The sequence below is a fragment of the Lactococcus cremoris subsp. cremoris NBRC 100676 genome (assembly GCF_001591705.1).
In the GTDB taxonomy this organism is placed as follows: Bacteria; Bacillota; Bacilli; order Lactobacillales; family Streptococcaceae; genus Lactococcus; species Lactococcus cremoris.
On record NZ_BCVK01000003.1, the window covers coordinates 49162 to 64301 of the forward strand.

The following is a 15140-nucleotide window of genomic DNA, read 5'->3' on the forward strand; positions in this document are numbered from 1 at the left end:
TTTTTAATGAAAGGGATTAAAAAATCGCCCTTGATTAACAAAAAACAAAAGGATTACAAGAGCCACTCCTAAAAGTGCGAGTAAGATAACAAAGTAGTCTTTTACTTTTAAGGGTTGATATGAATACCAACTTCTTTTTTTCTTTTTCCCAAATCGTCGTAATTCCATTGCTGTTGAAATGGTATCAATTTGCTCCAAGCTAGAAAAAATCAAAGGCAATAACAATTGAACATTTAGTTTTATTCGAGAAAAAAGACCTACTTTTTTGATAAATCCATTCCTCTAGCTTGCCCAGCATTACGAATAGCTAAAAACTTTTCTTGCATGTCAGGAATATAGCGCAAAGCCAATGATACCGAATATGAGGAACGATAAGGAAGACCAATTTTGTTCAGACTACTAGCAAATTGACTCGGATTAGTCGTTAAAATAAACAATAAGGCAAGTGGAATGGTCGAAAAATATTTCAAGACGAGGTTAAAGAGATAAAAAAGTTCTTCTAAAGTTAAAGGCCCCCAAATAATCGTTTTAGAATCATAGAGTCTTACACCATAGCCGAGGTCAAAAACAAACACAAATAGGAGATTTAAGAAAGCAAAAAGGGCGGCAAACTGAGCGACTCGTTTGACTGACGAAAAAGGAATCTTCGAAAAGTAAAAGAGGAGCATAGAAAAGAGAGCCACAAAAGCCAGATATCTTGTATCATAAGTGACCATACTACTGATGGAAATCAAAAGAAAAAACAAGAGCTTGGCAGTCGCATTGAGTTGATAAATAAAACCACTTCCGGCTTGATAGCCTAAGACTTTAAGTTGATTATTCATGCTTTAATCTCTCCTGATTTTGAAAATTAATAAAAGCTTTTGTCAGTGAAATTGGACTAATATCAGCTTTTCTCGCAAGTTGATAAAGACTGGGTTGTCTCAGATTTCCCATCTTAACAAAATTTTCATTTTCTAAAATTTCAAATGGACTTTCGTCAGCAACAATTTTCCCGTCAGCAAAAACTAGAGTCCGATCTGTATATTCTGTAATCAAATACATATCGTGCGTAATCATAATCATTGTCAAATGAAGACGATGATTAAGTTGGTCAAGAAAATCCATGATTTCACGATAAGCTTTTAAATCTTGAGCAGCAGTTGGCTCATCAAGAACCAAAATTTCTGGCTCCAAAATTAAAATACTGGCAATCGTTACTCTTTTTTTCTGCCCATAACTCAAAGAAGAAATTGGCCAATTTCTAAATGGATAAAGTCCGCAAACCTGTAAAATTTCTTCAACTTTTTCACTAATGACTCCTTCATCAAACCCACGAAGTCTCAAACCAGAGGCCACCTCATCACTGACAATATTTTGCGAAATCATAAGGTTTGGATTTTGCATAATATAACCAATTTTTGCTGCACGTTCCGAAATAGAATCATTAACAATTGATTGCCCACGATACAAAATTTCACCACTGGCTTCGACAAAATGGCAGAGCGCATTCGCAAAGGTCGATTTCCCAACGCCATTTTTCCCAACAATCGAAATTTTTTCTCCTTCTTGAATCTCTAAATTTATTCCTTTTAGAACTTCATGTTTACCAAAATTTACCGTCAAATTTTTTACTGACAGGATATTATTTTTACTGACAGCTTTGTCAGTCACTTTATAAGAGCTTGTAAAATCTGTCAGTATTTTTTTTAGATTTGGGGCATCTAACGTTTTCAAATCAGAAAAATTTGTCAGTGAGTCAGCCACTTTTACAGCCTTTAATGCTGATAAATAAAGGGGTTCACGTAAAGAATTTTCTCTGAAAACTTCTGTTTTCAATAACTCATCAGGGCTACCAATCGCAACAATTTCACCCTCATTGACAACCACAATTTTATCGATTCCGAGTGATAGAACTTCCTCAATTCTATGTTCAATGATAATTGTCGTCACATTCTTTTCTTCATGAATATTTTTAATTAAAGCTATTGTTTCTCCACAAGTTTGTGGTTCCAAATTGGCTAAAGGCTCATCAAACAGTAAAATTGGTGATTCATCAATTAAAACTCCCGCCAAAGAAACTCTTTGTTTTTGTCCATCTGACAGGTCTTGAGGACGATGATTCAAAAGGCTCTTGCTTTCGGTTTTCTCTGACCACTAGGCAACTTTGCTGACCATTTCATCATGAATCAGACCGTCATTTTCTAAAGCAAAAGCAATATCCTCAGCTACGCTTAGGCCAATAAATTGTCCATCAGTATCTTGGAGCACAGTGGATACTCTTTCTGATAGTTCAGTAATTGAAGTCCCAAAAGGTAAGCCAGCAATTGATAATTCCCCGCTTGCTTCCCCTTTGTACAAATGAGGCAATATTCCATTCAGACATGAGCCAATGGTTGATTTTCCTGAACCAGATGGTCCAACAATCAGTACTTTTTCGCCAGGAAAAATTTCTAAATTTATCTTTTTTAATGTTGGATTTTTTTGCAAATCATATTTAAATGTAAAATCTTTGAACGAGATTAATGGTTCCATTTTCACCCTTCTTATTAATTACAAACATTCTTAGACAATGGTCTCACTCTAAGGATACAAGCGCAAAAGCAGCAAGTATTTGCTGCTTTTATTCTAGCACATCTGATGTTAAAAATATTTATTCCTTATCAAGCGTTCCTGATTTTGTTCGTGTCGCAGCATAAAGTTTGAGCAATAAAGTACCGGCTACAGCAATCGTTAAGGCATTAACTAAACCTGCAACTACTCCCTGTGTAAAGACTTTATTAGCCGGTTCACTATAAACCAGAATATCCCCAATGGGAGCAATTAGACCCCACACGACTACATTTGCCAAAAATTGGACAATATTAAAATGAATAATTTCTTTATTTCCAAAAATCCCTTGAGTCAAACTTTCTCTTTTTACTCCAAAGCCTAGAAATAGTCCCATCAAACCTGAGCCTAAAACCCAAGTCCACCAAGGAGCCCCATAAAGAAATGAATCTTTGAGGGCATGACCAATAAATCCAATTAGAAAGCCAGCAAGAGGGCCAAACAAGGCCGAAAATAGGGCAAGTACAGCATATTGTAATTGGATACTAGTATTTGGAATTGGCGTAGGAATGTTAATCAACCAGCCAATAATTACAAATAGAGCGGCACCAATTCCAGTCGCAACAACAATTTTTACAGAATTATTTTTCATTGTTTCTCCTTTAATCAAATAGACTTAAGTCTATTTATTTAATTATCGATGTGAAACGCGTCTTGCCAAGAAATCCCCGACAAGTTGAACCAATAAAACAAAAATCAAAATCAAAATCGTAGCAAACCAAGTGACATCATTGGCAAATCGGTTGTAACCATAAGAGATAGCAGTATTTCCAAGTCCACCAGCCCCAATCGCACCGGCCATTGCGGTCAAACCAATCAAGGAAATTAAGGTAACCGTTGAAACCCGTATCAAACTTGCCAGTTCTTCACGAAGATAAACAGTAAAGACGATGTCAAGGAAATCTGCCCCCACCGTCTGAGCTGCCTCTACTTTCCCGTGGTCAACAGACTCAAGTGATGCTTGAACTTGCCTAGCGTAGAAAGGAGCAACTCCAAAGGCCAAGGGAACCAAGGCTGCTGTTACACCAATTTGCGTTCCCACTAATATTTTAGTCAAGGGCGCAATGGCTGCCAATAAGATAATAAAGGGAAAAGCGCGTCCGATAGAGACAATCTTATCTAAAATCCAGAATAATGGTCGATTGGGTGTAATTCCATCTTCAGCAGTCACAACAACCCCAATTCCGAAAATCAATCCCAATAAGCCACCAATAAGTGCCGAAATAAATGTCATATAAAGCGTTTGAACAATTGCTGTCCACCAACCTGTCTCGCCCGTCCATCCTAAATAAACTACATTAGGAAATGTATGTGCAAACCATTCTGCCATTAGTCTACCGTCCTTTCAATTTTACCTAAAACTTCAAATTTCAAATGTCTTTCAACAAAATATGCCTTTGCGGCAGCTCGATGTTCACTTGAACCTTTTAAGGTCAAGACTAATGAGCCAAAAGGTTGACCTTGAAGTAATTCAACATTCCCATAGAAAATATTAGTCGTTACATCAAATTTTTTCGTAATATCAGAAACCACTGGGTCTTCAAGTTCTGAACCTGAATAATCTAAGTGAATTAATTCTTCATCATCTGCTAATTGAGCCAGAAGTTCTGTCTTAGAAAGACTGGCAATAAATCGATTGACCGAACTTGTTGTTTCAATAAATTGTTTGGTCAAAGCTTCTTTAGGTTGCGCAAAAATATCAATTAAAGAATTTTGTTCAATGATTTCACCATTTTGCATAACGGCTACTTTATTAGCAATTTCCTTAACCACTTGCATCTCATGAGTAATCAAAACCACTGTAATTCCCAATTTTTCATGAAGGGATTTGAGCAAATCCAAGATTTGATTGGTTGTTTTCGGGTCGAGGGCTGAGGTTCCTTCATCTGAAATCAAAATTTCGGGGTCATTAGTCAAAGCACGCGCAATCGCTACTCTTTGTTTTTGGCCTCCAGAAAGCTGTGCCGGATATTTATCAGAAAGGTCTGCTAAATCAACCAATTTTAATAATTCAGTGACTTTATCGTTCTTTTCTTTCTTTGTGAGATAACGTTTTTTCCCGTTTTTATCCTCGATTTGACTATGTTGCAAAGCAAAAGCCACATTATTAAAAACAGTTTTCTCACTCAGAAGATTAAAGTGTTGAAAAATCATCCCAATTTTTTGACGAAATTCACGTAATTTTGCACCTGTAAACTTCACGGGATTTGCACTATCAAAAATCTTCTCACCATTAATCACAATTTGACCTTCGGTTGGTTTTTGAAGCAGATTGATGGTTCTAACCAAAGTTGATTTCCCAGCTCCAGAATAACCAATCACACCATAAATATCCCCTTTTTCAATGTGTAAAGTGGCGTTTTTAACTGCTGTGACTAATCGTCCTTTCTGATGAAATTGCACAGAAAGATTATTTAATTCAATAATTGCTGTCATACTTACTTCCTTTATCTTTTTCATTCTCTGTCAGTGCTGACAAAGCTTTTCCTTAACTTTCGTCAGTAAAATTCAGCTTTGTTAATACTGACAGAAAATCTCGTCAAAGACGAGTTTTCTTATTTACAATTTTAAATTCCAAGCGGGGAGTTCTCTTCCATCTGGATATTCTTTTTTGATGATATCAGCGATATTTTTTTGTTCATAAGCCTTGACGACTTCTTTATAAACTTTATTATTTTTATCAGACTGATTTGCTGCAATAAAATTAATCCATTGAGCCGAATCTTCATTTAATGGTTCTTGATAAATTGATTCTTTATCAGAAATTTTTGCCGAAATAGCAAAATTATAATTAATGACTGCTGCAGCAACAGAATCAAGCGCACGTGGTGTTTGACTGGCATCAATTTCTTTGATAATTAATCCTTTGGGATTCTCTCTGATATCTTTGACCGTTGCTAATACTCCTCTAGAGGTGTCTAGTTTAATGAGTCCCGCATTTTTTAAAACATAAAGTGCGCGGCTTTCATTTGTGACATCATTTGGAATGGCAATCGTACTTTTATCAGGAATTTCATCGACCTTTTTGTATTTCGTTGAGTATAAATGAATCGGCGTAATAATTGTATCACCAATTGACACAATATTTCCATTATTAGCTTTATTCCATGATTTCAAATAAGCATAATGTTGAAAGGCGTTGAGGTCTACTTCATGGTTGACCAAAGCCTTATTAGGCTCATCTCCATCAGTAAAATTGACAAATTTCAATGTAATCCCAAATTGGTCTTTAGCATTTTTTTGAACTTGTTTCCAAATGACATCTTCTTGTTTACCACCAGGCATCAATCCAATTTTTACAATTTTTGAAGAAACTTTTGATTTATTACCACTGTGAGAAAAGGCAAAAATCCCGCCTACTATAATAATGAATACAAGAATAATAATCGTAATTAATATTCTTCGATTTTTTACATTCATATTTTTTCCTTCTTGCTAATGGAATCTCATCCCGCCATCCACTAAGATAGATTGTCCTGTAATATATTCTGCTGCATCTGAAGCGAACCAGGCCACAACTTCTGCAACATCTTCTGGTCTTCCTTCACGTCCGAGGTAGATTTCATTCAAACAATTCTGTCGTTGCTGTTCAATGCTAATTCCTTTGATTTGAGCCGTTTTTTATCAATCTCATCTCGCATAGCGGTACGTACAATTCCAGGATTATAAGCATTCACTGTGATATGGTCTTTTGCAAGTTCTTTCGCTGCCGACTGTGTCAATCCACGTATTGCAAATTTTGAAGCAGAATAAGCACTTTGCAAGGCAGAACCTTCAACACTTGCAAGCGAAGACGCATTGATAATTCGTCCGCCATGACCTTGTTTTTTAAATTGGGTAGCTGCTGCTTGTATTCCCCAATAAGTACCTTTGATATTGACATCAAATAGTCGTTCAACCCTTTCTGAATCAGAATCTATAATGCTATCAATAAAAGCAACCCCAGCATTATTAACAAATACAGCAAGTTCACCAAAATCACTCACCGCTTGTTCAATAAGCTGAAAAACTGCCGAACGGTTCGCAACATCAAGCACGTAAGCTTTAGCTTCAAATCCTTTATCTATCAAAGTTTTTGCAACATTTTTTGCTGTTTGAGGATTAATATCTGCTACGGCAACCGCAAATCCATCTTTTGCTAACCGATAGACAATACCTTCCCCAAAACCTTGTCCGCTTCCCGTTACAATCGCTAATTTCCCCATATTTTTCTTCTTTCACAATTTCTAGGAGCTTAATAATTTTTTGTCCTCAGCTGCTGAAGAGTATTTATTCAAAGTTTCAAGTCCCAAGCGGGCAATTCTCCACCATCAGGATACTGTTCTTTGATTGCTTTTTCTGTTGCTTTTGAAGCATAGGCTTTGGCAACTTCTTTATAAACTTTATTATTTTTTTCTTTACTTGTCGCAGCAATAAAGTTGATGTATTGAGCAGAAGTTTTATTAAGTGGCTCCATGAAGACTGATTCAGATTTTGGCAAACTAGCGGCTGTCGCATAATTATAATTAACCACCGAAAGAGCAACTGAATCAAGAGCACGTGGTGTTTGACTTGCATCCACTTCTTTGAATTTCAATTGATGAGGATTTTCTGTGATATCTGGTAAGCCCACCAGTTTACTTGAATCACTAGTTGTCAATTTAAGCAAACCTGCACTTTGGAGTACAAACAATGCCCGACTTTCATTTGAAGCATCATTAGGAATAGCAACCGTTGAACCCTCTTTTAAATCTGACAATTTGCTAATTTCTTTTGAATAAATATGCATAGGTGTGATATAAGTATTCCCTACGGCAACAATATCACTCTTGTGCGCCTTATTCCATGTTTTTACATAATTATAAGACTGAAAAGCGTTGATATCAATATCTCCTGACAGAAGAGCTTCATTTGGCTGATTATAATCAGAAAAATAAACAAATTTCAGCTTCAAATCGTATTTTTCTTTAGCGGTTTTAGCTACTGATTTCCAAACTTCCTGATCTTGTTTGTCGCCACTCATAATTCCAACTTTGACTGTTTTTTCGCCAGCAGATGCTTTCACTCCGCCTTGATGGTTCAAACTAAAGAAGGCAACCAGCGCAACAAGAATAAGAACAGCAACAGCAATGATAATATTTCGATTTTTAGGATTCAAAATTTTCTCCAATTTCTACTGACAAAGCTGTCAGAGAACTTTCATTTACTTCTCAGGAAAACTCATCCATTCATCAGAAAATAGGAAATTTCGTCAGTAACTCTAACTTCCTGTGATGCTGATAAACAATTAAGTGCAAAAGAAATTATTTTAATTTCAAGCCCCAAGCAGGAATGGTGCTCTTATCCGGATATGCTTTTGCGATGGCTTTTTTGGTTGCTTCTGATTCATAAGCTTTGACAACATCTTTATAAACGCTACTATTTGCATCTTTTTTGTTAGCAACAATTATATTAATCCATTGTTGACTATCTTTGTTGACAGGCTCAGTGAAAATTGCATCAGCTTTCTTTAAACCTGCAGTAACGGCATAATTATTATTGATAACTGCGGCGTCAACTGAATCTAAAGCACGCGCAGTTTGTGAAGCATCAAGTTCTTTAATAACCAAATTTTTCGGATTTGAAGTGATATCTTTGACTGTCGCGAGCGTTTGACCAGAAACATCCAATTTAATCAAGCCGGCAGACTTCAAGACATAAAGCGCACGACTTTCATTTGACGCATCATTTGGTACTGCAATAGTTCCGCCCTCTTTGATATCAGACAAAGTCTTAAGACTCTTAGAATAGACACTGATTGGCGAAATTACAGTATCACCAATGGCCACCAAATCACCATTATTTGCTTTATTCCATGCTTTTAAGAAAGCATAATGTTGAAAAGCATTCAAATCAATATCACCATTTTTCAAGGCTGTATTTGGTTGTGTATAATCTGTGAAATGAGTGAACTTCAAAGTAATTCCATACTTATCTTTGGCTGTTTTAGATACTGTTTGCCAAATACTGTCATCTTCTTTAGTTCCTGTCATTATTCCAATTTTCACTGTTTTATTGACTGTTTTATTTGCTTTAGTTTGATGTCCAAAGCCAATGAAAGCAGCAATAGCAATAATAACAACCACAATTATTCCAATAATAATATTACGATTTCTAGGATTCATAATTTTCTCCAATTTCTACTGACCAAACTGTTTTGAAAACAGTTTAAGTCTTCTGTCAGTAAAATTTATTAGCCTTAAGGCAAGAATTTCTAAAATAGAAACTCCCGAAGTTCTGACCTAACCGTTACTCCGTCAACGAATTTGCTAGTCGAGTTTCAATCCCCAAGCAGCAATTTTTCTCTTATCAGGATAAGCTTTTTCAATTGCTTTCTTCGTTGCTTCAGTTTGGTAAGCTTTGACTACTTCTTTATAAATTTTGTTATTTTCATCTTTTTTATTTGCAACGATGATATTAATCCATTGCTCACTATCTTTGTTTACAGGTTCAGTATAAATAGACTCTTCAACCGTTAATTTTGCTGTTGTTGCAAAATCGTCATTAATTACTGCTGCTGTAATTGAATCAAGCGCACGTGGTGTTTGTGCCGCATCTAATTCTTTTATGACCAAATTTTTTGGATTAGAATTAATATCTTTAACCGTCGCAAGTGTATCACCTGATACAGAAAGGCCAATCAGACCAGCATTTTTCAAAACATAAAGCGCGCGGCTTTCATTTGAATCATCATTCGGTACAGCAATTGTATCTCCTGATTTAATTTGGCTCAATGAAGTGATTTTTTTAGAATAAAGACGAATAGGTGAAATTGTAGTATTTCCAATCGCCTTCAAATCACCATTATTAGCTTTATTCCAAGCATTTAAGAAAGCATAATGTTGGAAGGCATTCAAATCAATATCGCCATTTTTCAAAGCTGTATTTGGTTGTGTATAATCTGTAAAATGAGTAAATTTTAAAGTAATTCCGTATTTGTCTTTGGCTGTTTTTGAAACAGTAGACCAAATGGAATCATCTTCTTTAGTTCCTGTCATTATTCCAATATTCACAGTTTTATTTGCCGTTTTACTTCCGCCAGATTTGTGATTAAAACCGAAGAATGCAGCGATAGCAACAATTACAACAACAATAACGACAAGTAAAATATTTCTGTTTCTTGGATTCATTTCTTCTCCCTTTTTTCTAATTGATTTATTTTTCAAAATCAATTATTTCCCTTTGATAAACTTTTGCATCATATCAGAAAATTAACCGTGCACCTGCCAATTTTCTGACTCTAAACAAATTCGTCAAACAAAAACAATCTGACTAAACAAAAAGAGCCCATTTCATAAAAAGAAACGAGCTATATCGTGGTACCATTCTTGATTTAAGCACTTTGTAGCTCACTGAAAATTTTCAGATAAACTTTACAAAAGCAAACTTTTAAGTTCAATAACGAGAACCATGCCGTCAAAAGCTTGGTAAAACCTCACTTTTGCTACGCTTATCAAGCCATTTTCATTGCTTCATTCAGGCTTGCTCTCACCGCTACAAGCTCTCTGTACTGACTTTCACAATTACTTACTCGACCGCTTTTATTTTGTCCGAATTTGTGTATAGATTTATTCTAACAGACTTTCAAATTTTTTGAATTATTGATTTTTTATGTTGCCTTAAAAAATTTTTAAGTTTAATTTATAAAATAGAATTCTGATCTCCCATCAATGCTTTTCAACATAAATTATGCTAAACTTAAACTTGTAAAAATAAATATTTGCACAATGGGTCTATTGACAAGTCTGTCAGTAGCGAGAAATACCATCTGACCTGATCTGGGTAATGCCAGCGTAGGAATGTGTTAAGACAATCGTCTAATTTCTAACCCTCCTTTTGTGCGCATCAAAAAGGAGTTTTTTTATGTCTAATTCTAAGTTCAATGTCCGTTTATTAACGGAAATTGCCTTCATGGCGGCACTCGCCTTCATCATCAGCCTCATTCCAAATACTGTTTATGGTTGGATTATCGTTGAAATCGCCTGTATCCCTATCCTTCTTCTCAGCTTACGACGAGGTTTAACCGCTGGTCTCGTTGGAGGATTAATCTGGGGAATTCTTTCAATGATTACTGGACATGCTTATATCTTAAGCCTATCCCAAGCTTTCATTGAATATCTTGTGGCTCCTGTTTCACTCGGAATAGCTGGCCTTTTCCGCCAAAAAACAGCCCCTCTAAAACTAGCACCTGTACTTTTGGGAACTTTTGTTGCTGTTCTTCTTAAATACTTTTTCCATTTCATTGCCGGAATTATTTTCTGGAGCCAATATGCTTGGAAAGGTTGGGGCGCTGTTGCTTATTCTCTTGCTGTTAATGGAATCAGCGGTATTTTGACGGCCATTGCTGCCTTTGTTATCTTAATAATTTTTGTCAAAAAATTCCCTAAACTTTTTATCCATAGTAATTACTAATAAACCTGTTAGTAAAATTATTATATCTTGTCAGTCAGAATAAAATCTTCTATAATATAGCTATGTCTAAAAAGCAAAAATTAAAGAAAACACTTGTAGAACAAATTCTTGATAAGGCGAAAATTGAGCATACTGGACTTGCCATCAATGCTTTGGAAAGTGATAGCCTTCCTGACGATATTAATCGTAGTGATATCTATAAAACACTCGCATTGATTGGAGATAAAACAGGACCTGTCATTGGTATTCTTCCTTTGACAGAGCATCTGTCAGAAAAAAAATTAGCAAAAGTTTCGGGCAACAAAAAAGTAAGTATGATTCCTCAAAAAGACCTACAAAAAACCACGGGTTATATTCACGGGGCAAATAATCCCGTAAGCATTTGGCAAAATAAAAAGTTTCCAATTTATATTGATTCCATTGCTTTGGAACATGACTTTATTGTCTGTTCCGCGGGTGAAGTTGGACGTAGTATAAAAATTGCTCCCCAAGAACTAGCAGATTTTGTCCATGCTCACTTTGTTGAAATCAGAGAATAAAAATACTGACAGAAATTCTGTCAGTATTTTTTTGTATATTTGGAGCAATAGTTTGCAAAAATTCTTCTTTTTTAGTATATTTTATTTTATACATAAAACAAAGGACTCGGAATGCAAAACACAAAATTATATTCATTAACCCTAATTGCTCTTGGTGCAGCGATTATCGCGGTTCTTTCTCCATTGGCTATCCCAATTGGTATCGTCCCAGTCACCTTACAAACACTAGCTGTCGGACTCGTTGCCACAGTACTCAAAGCACGTGAAACTTTCTTTGCCATTTTACTTTATCTACTTCTCGGATTTATTGGAATTCCCGTATTCACTGGAGGAACTTCAGGAATTGCTGTTCTTTTTGGACCAACTGGTGGATTTCTACTTGCTTTTTTAATCATGGGAACCCTCATTTCTTGGGGACTTCATCAAATCAAATACAAAACAATCCCAGCTTTTATCATAAATATTGTTGGTCATCTCCTAATGTTGGTCATCGGCACTCTCTGGCTCAAATTTTTCACTCAAGTGGATTGGTCTTTGGCATTAAAGCTTGGATTCACTCCCTTTGTATTTGTTGAAATCATTAAAGCTATCCTTGTTACAATCTTTGGATTAGCACTGATACGTGCACTCTCTCACACAAATAAATACTTTACAAACTAGTCTAAAACCGCTACAATTAGTCTATGTTTATAAAAGTACTTATGGCGCTATATCCGCTTATCGTCTTTATTGCGTTGGTCTTTATTTTCAAGTTTTTCAGACTACGTCATTTAACCAATCGTAAATTAAAAATTCCAGATGTATTCACACTTTTTCTAATTCTAGGAATGCAAATCTTTTCAAAAAATGTAACAAGTATCAGTATTATTCCTTACTATCTGCTAATCATTTCTGGTTTAGCACTTATTTTGTTGTTACTTGATTTGTTCTATTATAAACAATTCGCCTACCGCCGCTTTTTAAAGCTTTGGTGGCGACTGACCTTCTTTATTACTTTGATTATTTACCTCATCCTTGTTGTGATGACCTTTACCCATTAAAAAACCTATCAGACCTAACTGATGGGTTTTTTAATCGTTAAACTTTTTCTCTTATAAAATTGAAAAGAATTCAGAATTATCCTTCCCTAATTAAAATGTACCTCTCTAATCGCACTTTATGGTACCCTTAGAAGAAAAATATTTCAAATTAGTCGCAGATAAGATTTCATATCTCTCAGGCTGCTTTATTATTATATTGCTCAAAGAGTCAAATTCTCTAAAGTAAAAACTCAGTAAATATAGTTTTCTTTATCTGCTCTGTCAACAAACCAAAATCCAACTATTAATACCCCAAACATCAAAAATGAAGAAAATAGATAAATCCAACCTCCTGAAAAATTATCAAACAATACTCCATAAAACCTTAAACCGAGTGATGAAAGAATCTGAGCAGAGGTATCTATAATTGAGAACGCTCTTCCTTGTATATTTTCAGGAATATTATTTTGAGCAAAGGTCATCATTGGTACTCTAGAAAAGCCTAAACCTAATCCCATAAATAACATCAATACAGATAAAACAACTACCGTAAAAACTATTGACCCTATCAAAAAGCTCAAAATAATTCCAAATGAGAAAATAACAAAAGCACAGGAAAAGTATGAAATTTTCAGCAATTTAAAAAGCTGAAACTTAGGTAATTTTTGTACTAATAAACTACTCAAAATAATTCCAAGAGGAAAGCTAAACTGGACAATGCCTAGTATCACTGTATTTCCTTGATAATTGTTGTTTAAAATAAACGGAATTCCAACATTAATGGAACCCAATAAAAATTTAAGAACAATCATGATGGAAACAATAATCATTACAATATATTTTTTATTTAAAAGCTGTAAAACTCTTTTATATGAAATTTTTTCAACACTAACGCTCTCTTCTTCATTCTTCGTATCAAACCTCTCAAAGTTTAATCGAAATACTAACAAAACAACAATAGATTCACAGACTATCTCAACCCAAGAAAAAATTCTGACTGAAATGAAAGTAAGAGTAAACCCAGCGACCGCTGGGGAAACGATGGCAAATAAAGCCCCTATCCCTTGTTCAATGCCATTTATTTTTGACATTTCAGTTTTATCATCTGATAGCGACTTTACAGAAGCATACATTGTAATTGAAAATAATAGATCTCCTAAATTAAGACCAATAGAAAAAAGAATGTAAATTATTAAACCATGAAATGGTTGAAAAATAAAGCTCAGTAAAACAAACAAACAAACTGAACACTTGGGCAATCACAAGCAAATGTTTATGGTCGTATCTATCAACGATTATTCCGATTACTGGCATAGCAATAAGCATTACGAGAGAAGATATTGTAGACAATAGCGCAAATTGAGAGGCCTGATGTGTCTCCTTTAATACTGTCCACGAAATCATAAAAGTCAACGTACCACTTGCTAAACTTCCAAAAAGAAACATCAAAAAAATTGTTAATAGTTTATTTTGTGTAAAATATTTTTTCACAATTCCTCCTATAATTAATTACTTAGTGTACTTGCAGTCGATTTATCCAAAATGTTTATCGAAATGGGACGTCTCTCATTGTTATATCCAATAAATTTATTTCAATTACTCTGTCATTCTGATTGAGGGCACAGACATGGTTGATAATGCTACGTGCCCCTAAACTTCCCAGAAGTTGAGAGTCAATAATCGTTCCTCTATTGCTTGAAATCTGATATTTTCTTTTAGAAATTGCCCAATTATTTCTCATAAACATTCTAAATTTATCAAAGTTTTTTGATATTACAAAAATAAAATCTCGGTCATCAGTATAGCCAGTTGACATATATACACTTCCAAGTTGCTCAGCAAATTTTATAAACTGAATGTCTAATTCTTCATCTTTCGTATCAGCGCAATCAATTATAAAATTAGGATAAAATTCTTGATAATTAATCATGAACTCTTCTCCGTGATTAATAAATTTATCGCTGATTTCAACATTATTTTTTCCAATATTGAATGATTCTACATAGTTTTTTATCACTTCAATTTTTTTTAAACCAATATCTTTTTTCTGAAAAATTGACTGGGCAATAATATTTTTTTCCTCAACGATATCTGAATCAATAAGTAAAAAATTTTTAACTCCCATTTTAACTAAATTATCAACAATTGCTGTACCAACTGTTCCACATCCCCAAATCATAACTCTTATATTACTGATTCTCTCTAAATTACTTGCATTATAAGTGCTATAAAAATTATAAATTCTCTCGAGGTGTCTTGGGACCATTTCGATTTCTTTTAAAATATGTAAAGTCAATAGAACTTCTCGAAGTGCTACCATTTCCTCATTCGGCAAAATACATTTCGGAATATCATCAATTTCTCGCGCTATTTGATACCACTCTAAAATTTTTATCCATATCTGTTTGGTATAACGTTTTATTTTTTGATGCTTTCCATCATAAAAAGAAAGTCCATCATCTAAAACCTCTATGAATTTAGACTGATTTAGTATAATCATAACTTAAAAAGCACCAAAAGACAGAGTCTCTTGGTACTCATCCTCCTTACTCTATTAATACTC

14 protein-coding genes, 3 pseudogenes and 1 riboswitch are annotated in these 15140 nt (G+C 34.6%); of the genes and pseudogenes, 4 read left to right on the forward strand and 13 right to left on the reverse strand.

Features of this window, described 5'->3' with window-relative positions; all coding sequences use genetic code 11:
• Positions 1-3: 3 nt before the first annotated feature.
• The 10 genes and pseudogenes from LLA01S_RS00830 to LLA01S_RS00875 form a co-directional block, all read right to left on the reverse strand.
• Positions 4-824: pseudogene (locus LLA01S_RS00830) on the reverse strand (energy-coupling factor transporter transmembrane component T family protein).
• Positions 817-2514, reverse strand: a pseudogene (locus tag LLA01S_RS00835) (ABC transporter ATP-binding protein). The pseudogenes LLA01S_RS00830 and LLA01S_RS00835 overlap by 8 nt, the downstream one beginning before the upstream one ends.
• Before the next feature lie 118 nt (positions 2515-2632).
• Entirely contained in the window at positions 2633-3181 is a 549-nt protein-coding gene (locus LLA01S_RS00840; RefSeq protein WP_021165864.1) for an ECF-type riboflavin transporter substrate-binding protein, read from the reverse strand.
• Between the two features lie 42 nt (positions 3182-3223).
• Positions 3224-3919 carry a methionine ABC transporter permease gene (locus tag LLA01S_RS00845; RefSeq protein ID WP_061777684.1) on the reverse strand — a complete coding sequence of 232 codons (696 nt, stop codon included), beginning with the start codon at positions 3917-3919 and terminating at the stop codon, positions 3224-3226.
• A complete protein-coding gene (locus LLA01S_RS00850; protein WP_011675380.1) occupies positions 3919-5025 on the reverse strand; it encodes a methionine ABC transporter ATP-binding protein in 1107 nt (368 codons plus the stop codon). Before LLA01S_RS00850 ends, LLA01S_RS00845 begins: the two co-directional genes overlap by 1 nt.
• 123 nt (positions 5026-5148) lie before the next feature.
• The gene (locus LLA01S_RS00855) at positions 5149-6009 is read right to left on the reverse strand and encodes a MetQ/NlpA family ABC transporter substrate-binding protein (protein ID WP_011675379.1); all 861 of its coding nucleotides are present in this window, start codon (positions 6007-6009) and stop codon (positions 5149-5151) included.
• Between the two features lie 15 nt (positions 6010-6024).
• Positions 6025-6794, reverse strand: a pseudogene (locus LLA01S_RS00860) (acetoin reductase).
• 68 nt (positions 6795-6862) lie between these two features.
• Positions 6863-7726: a MetQ/NlpA family ABC transporter substrate-binding protein gene (locus tag LLA01S_RS00865; RefSeq protein ID WP_021165861.1), complete on the reverse strand. Its 864-nt coding sequence runs from the start codon at positions 7724-7726 to the stop codon at positions 6863-6865.
• Positions 7727-7871: 145 nt separating this feature from the next.
• The gene (locus tag LLA01S_RS00870; RefSeq protein ID WP_021165860.1) at positions 7872-8732 is read right to left on the reverse strand and encodes a MetQ/NlpA family ABC transporter substrate-binding protein; all 861 of its coding nucleotides are present in this window, start codon (positions 8730-8732) and stop codon (positions 7872-7874) included.
• A gap of 144 nt (positions 8733-8876) precedes the next feature.
• Entirely contained in the window at positions 8877-9737 is an 861-nt protein-coding gene (locus tag LLA01S_RS00875; protein WP_061777690.1) for a MetQ/NlpA family ABC transporter substrate-binding protein, read from the reverse strand.
• Between the two features lie 587 nt (positions 9738-10324).
• A riboswitch (TPP riboswitch) is annotated at positions 10325-10424 on the forward strand.
• A 46-nt stretch (positions 10425-10470) separates the two neighbouring features.
• On the opposite strand from LLA01S_RS00875, the gene thiT reads away from it, so the two are divergent.
• From thiT to LLA01S_RS00895, 4 genes are all read left to right on the forward strand, one after another.
• Positions 10471-11019 (forward strand): energy-coupled thiamine transporter ThiT, encoded by a 549-nt coding sequence (gene thiT, locus LLA01S_RS00880; RefSeq protein WP_015082000.1) that lies wholly within the window; start codon positions 10471-10473, stop codon positions 11017-11019.
• A gap of 62 nt (positions 11020-11081) precedes the next feature.
• Positions 11082-11558: an aminoacyl-tRNA deacylase gene (locus tag LLA01S_RS00885; protein WP_061777685.1), complete on the forward strand. Its 477-nt coding sequence runs from the start codon at positions 11082-11084 to the stop codon at positions 11556-11558.
• A 111-nt stretch (positions 11559-11669) separates the two neighbouring features.
• Entirely contained in the window at positions 11670-12218 is a 549-nt protein-coding gene (locus LLA01S_RS00890; protein WP_011675372.1) for a biotin transporter BioY, read from the forward strand.
• A gap of 23 nt (positions 12219-12241) precedes the next feature.
• A complete protein-coding gene (locus tag LLA01S_RS00895) occupies positions 12242-12598 on the forward strand; it encodes a DUF3397 domain-containing protein (protein ID WP_011834393.1) in 357 nt (118 codons plus the stop codon).
• Between the two features lie 230 nt (positions 12599-12828).
• On the opposite strand, the gene LLA01S_RS00900 is transcribed toward LLA01S_RS00895, so the two are convergent.
• The 3 genes from LLA01S_RS00900 to LLA01S_RS00910 are packed head-to-tail and all read right to left on the reverse strand — an operon-like array spanning position 12829 to position 15077.
• Positions 12829-13836: an MFS transporter gene (locus LLA01S_RS00900; protein ID WP_327791194.1), complete on the reverse strand. Its 1008-nt coding sequence runs from the start codon at positions 13834-13836 to the stop codon at positions 12829-12831.
• Positions 13739-14068 carry an MFS transporter gene (locus LLA01S_RS12810; protein ID WP_061777687.1) on the reverse strand — a complete coding sequence of 110 codons (330 nt, stop codon included), beginning with the start codon at positions 14066-14068 and terminating at the stop codon, positions 13739-13741. Before LLA01S_RS12810 ends, LLA01S_RS00900 begins: the two co-directional genes overlap by 98 nt.
• Positions 14069-14123: 55 nt before the next feature.
• Entirely contained in the window at positions 14124-15077 is a 954-nt protein-coding gene (locus LLA01S_RS00910) for a ThiF family adenylyltransferase (RefSeq protein ID WP_061777688.1), read from the reverse strand.
• Positions 15078-15140 lie beyond the last annotated feature (63 nt).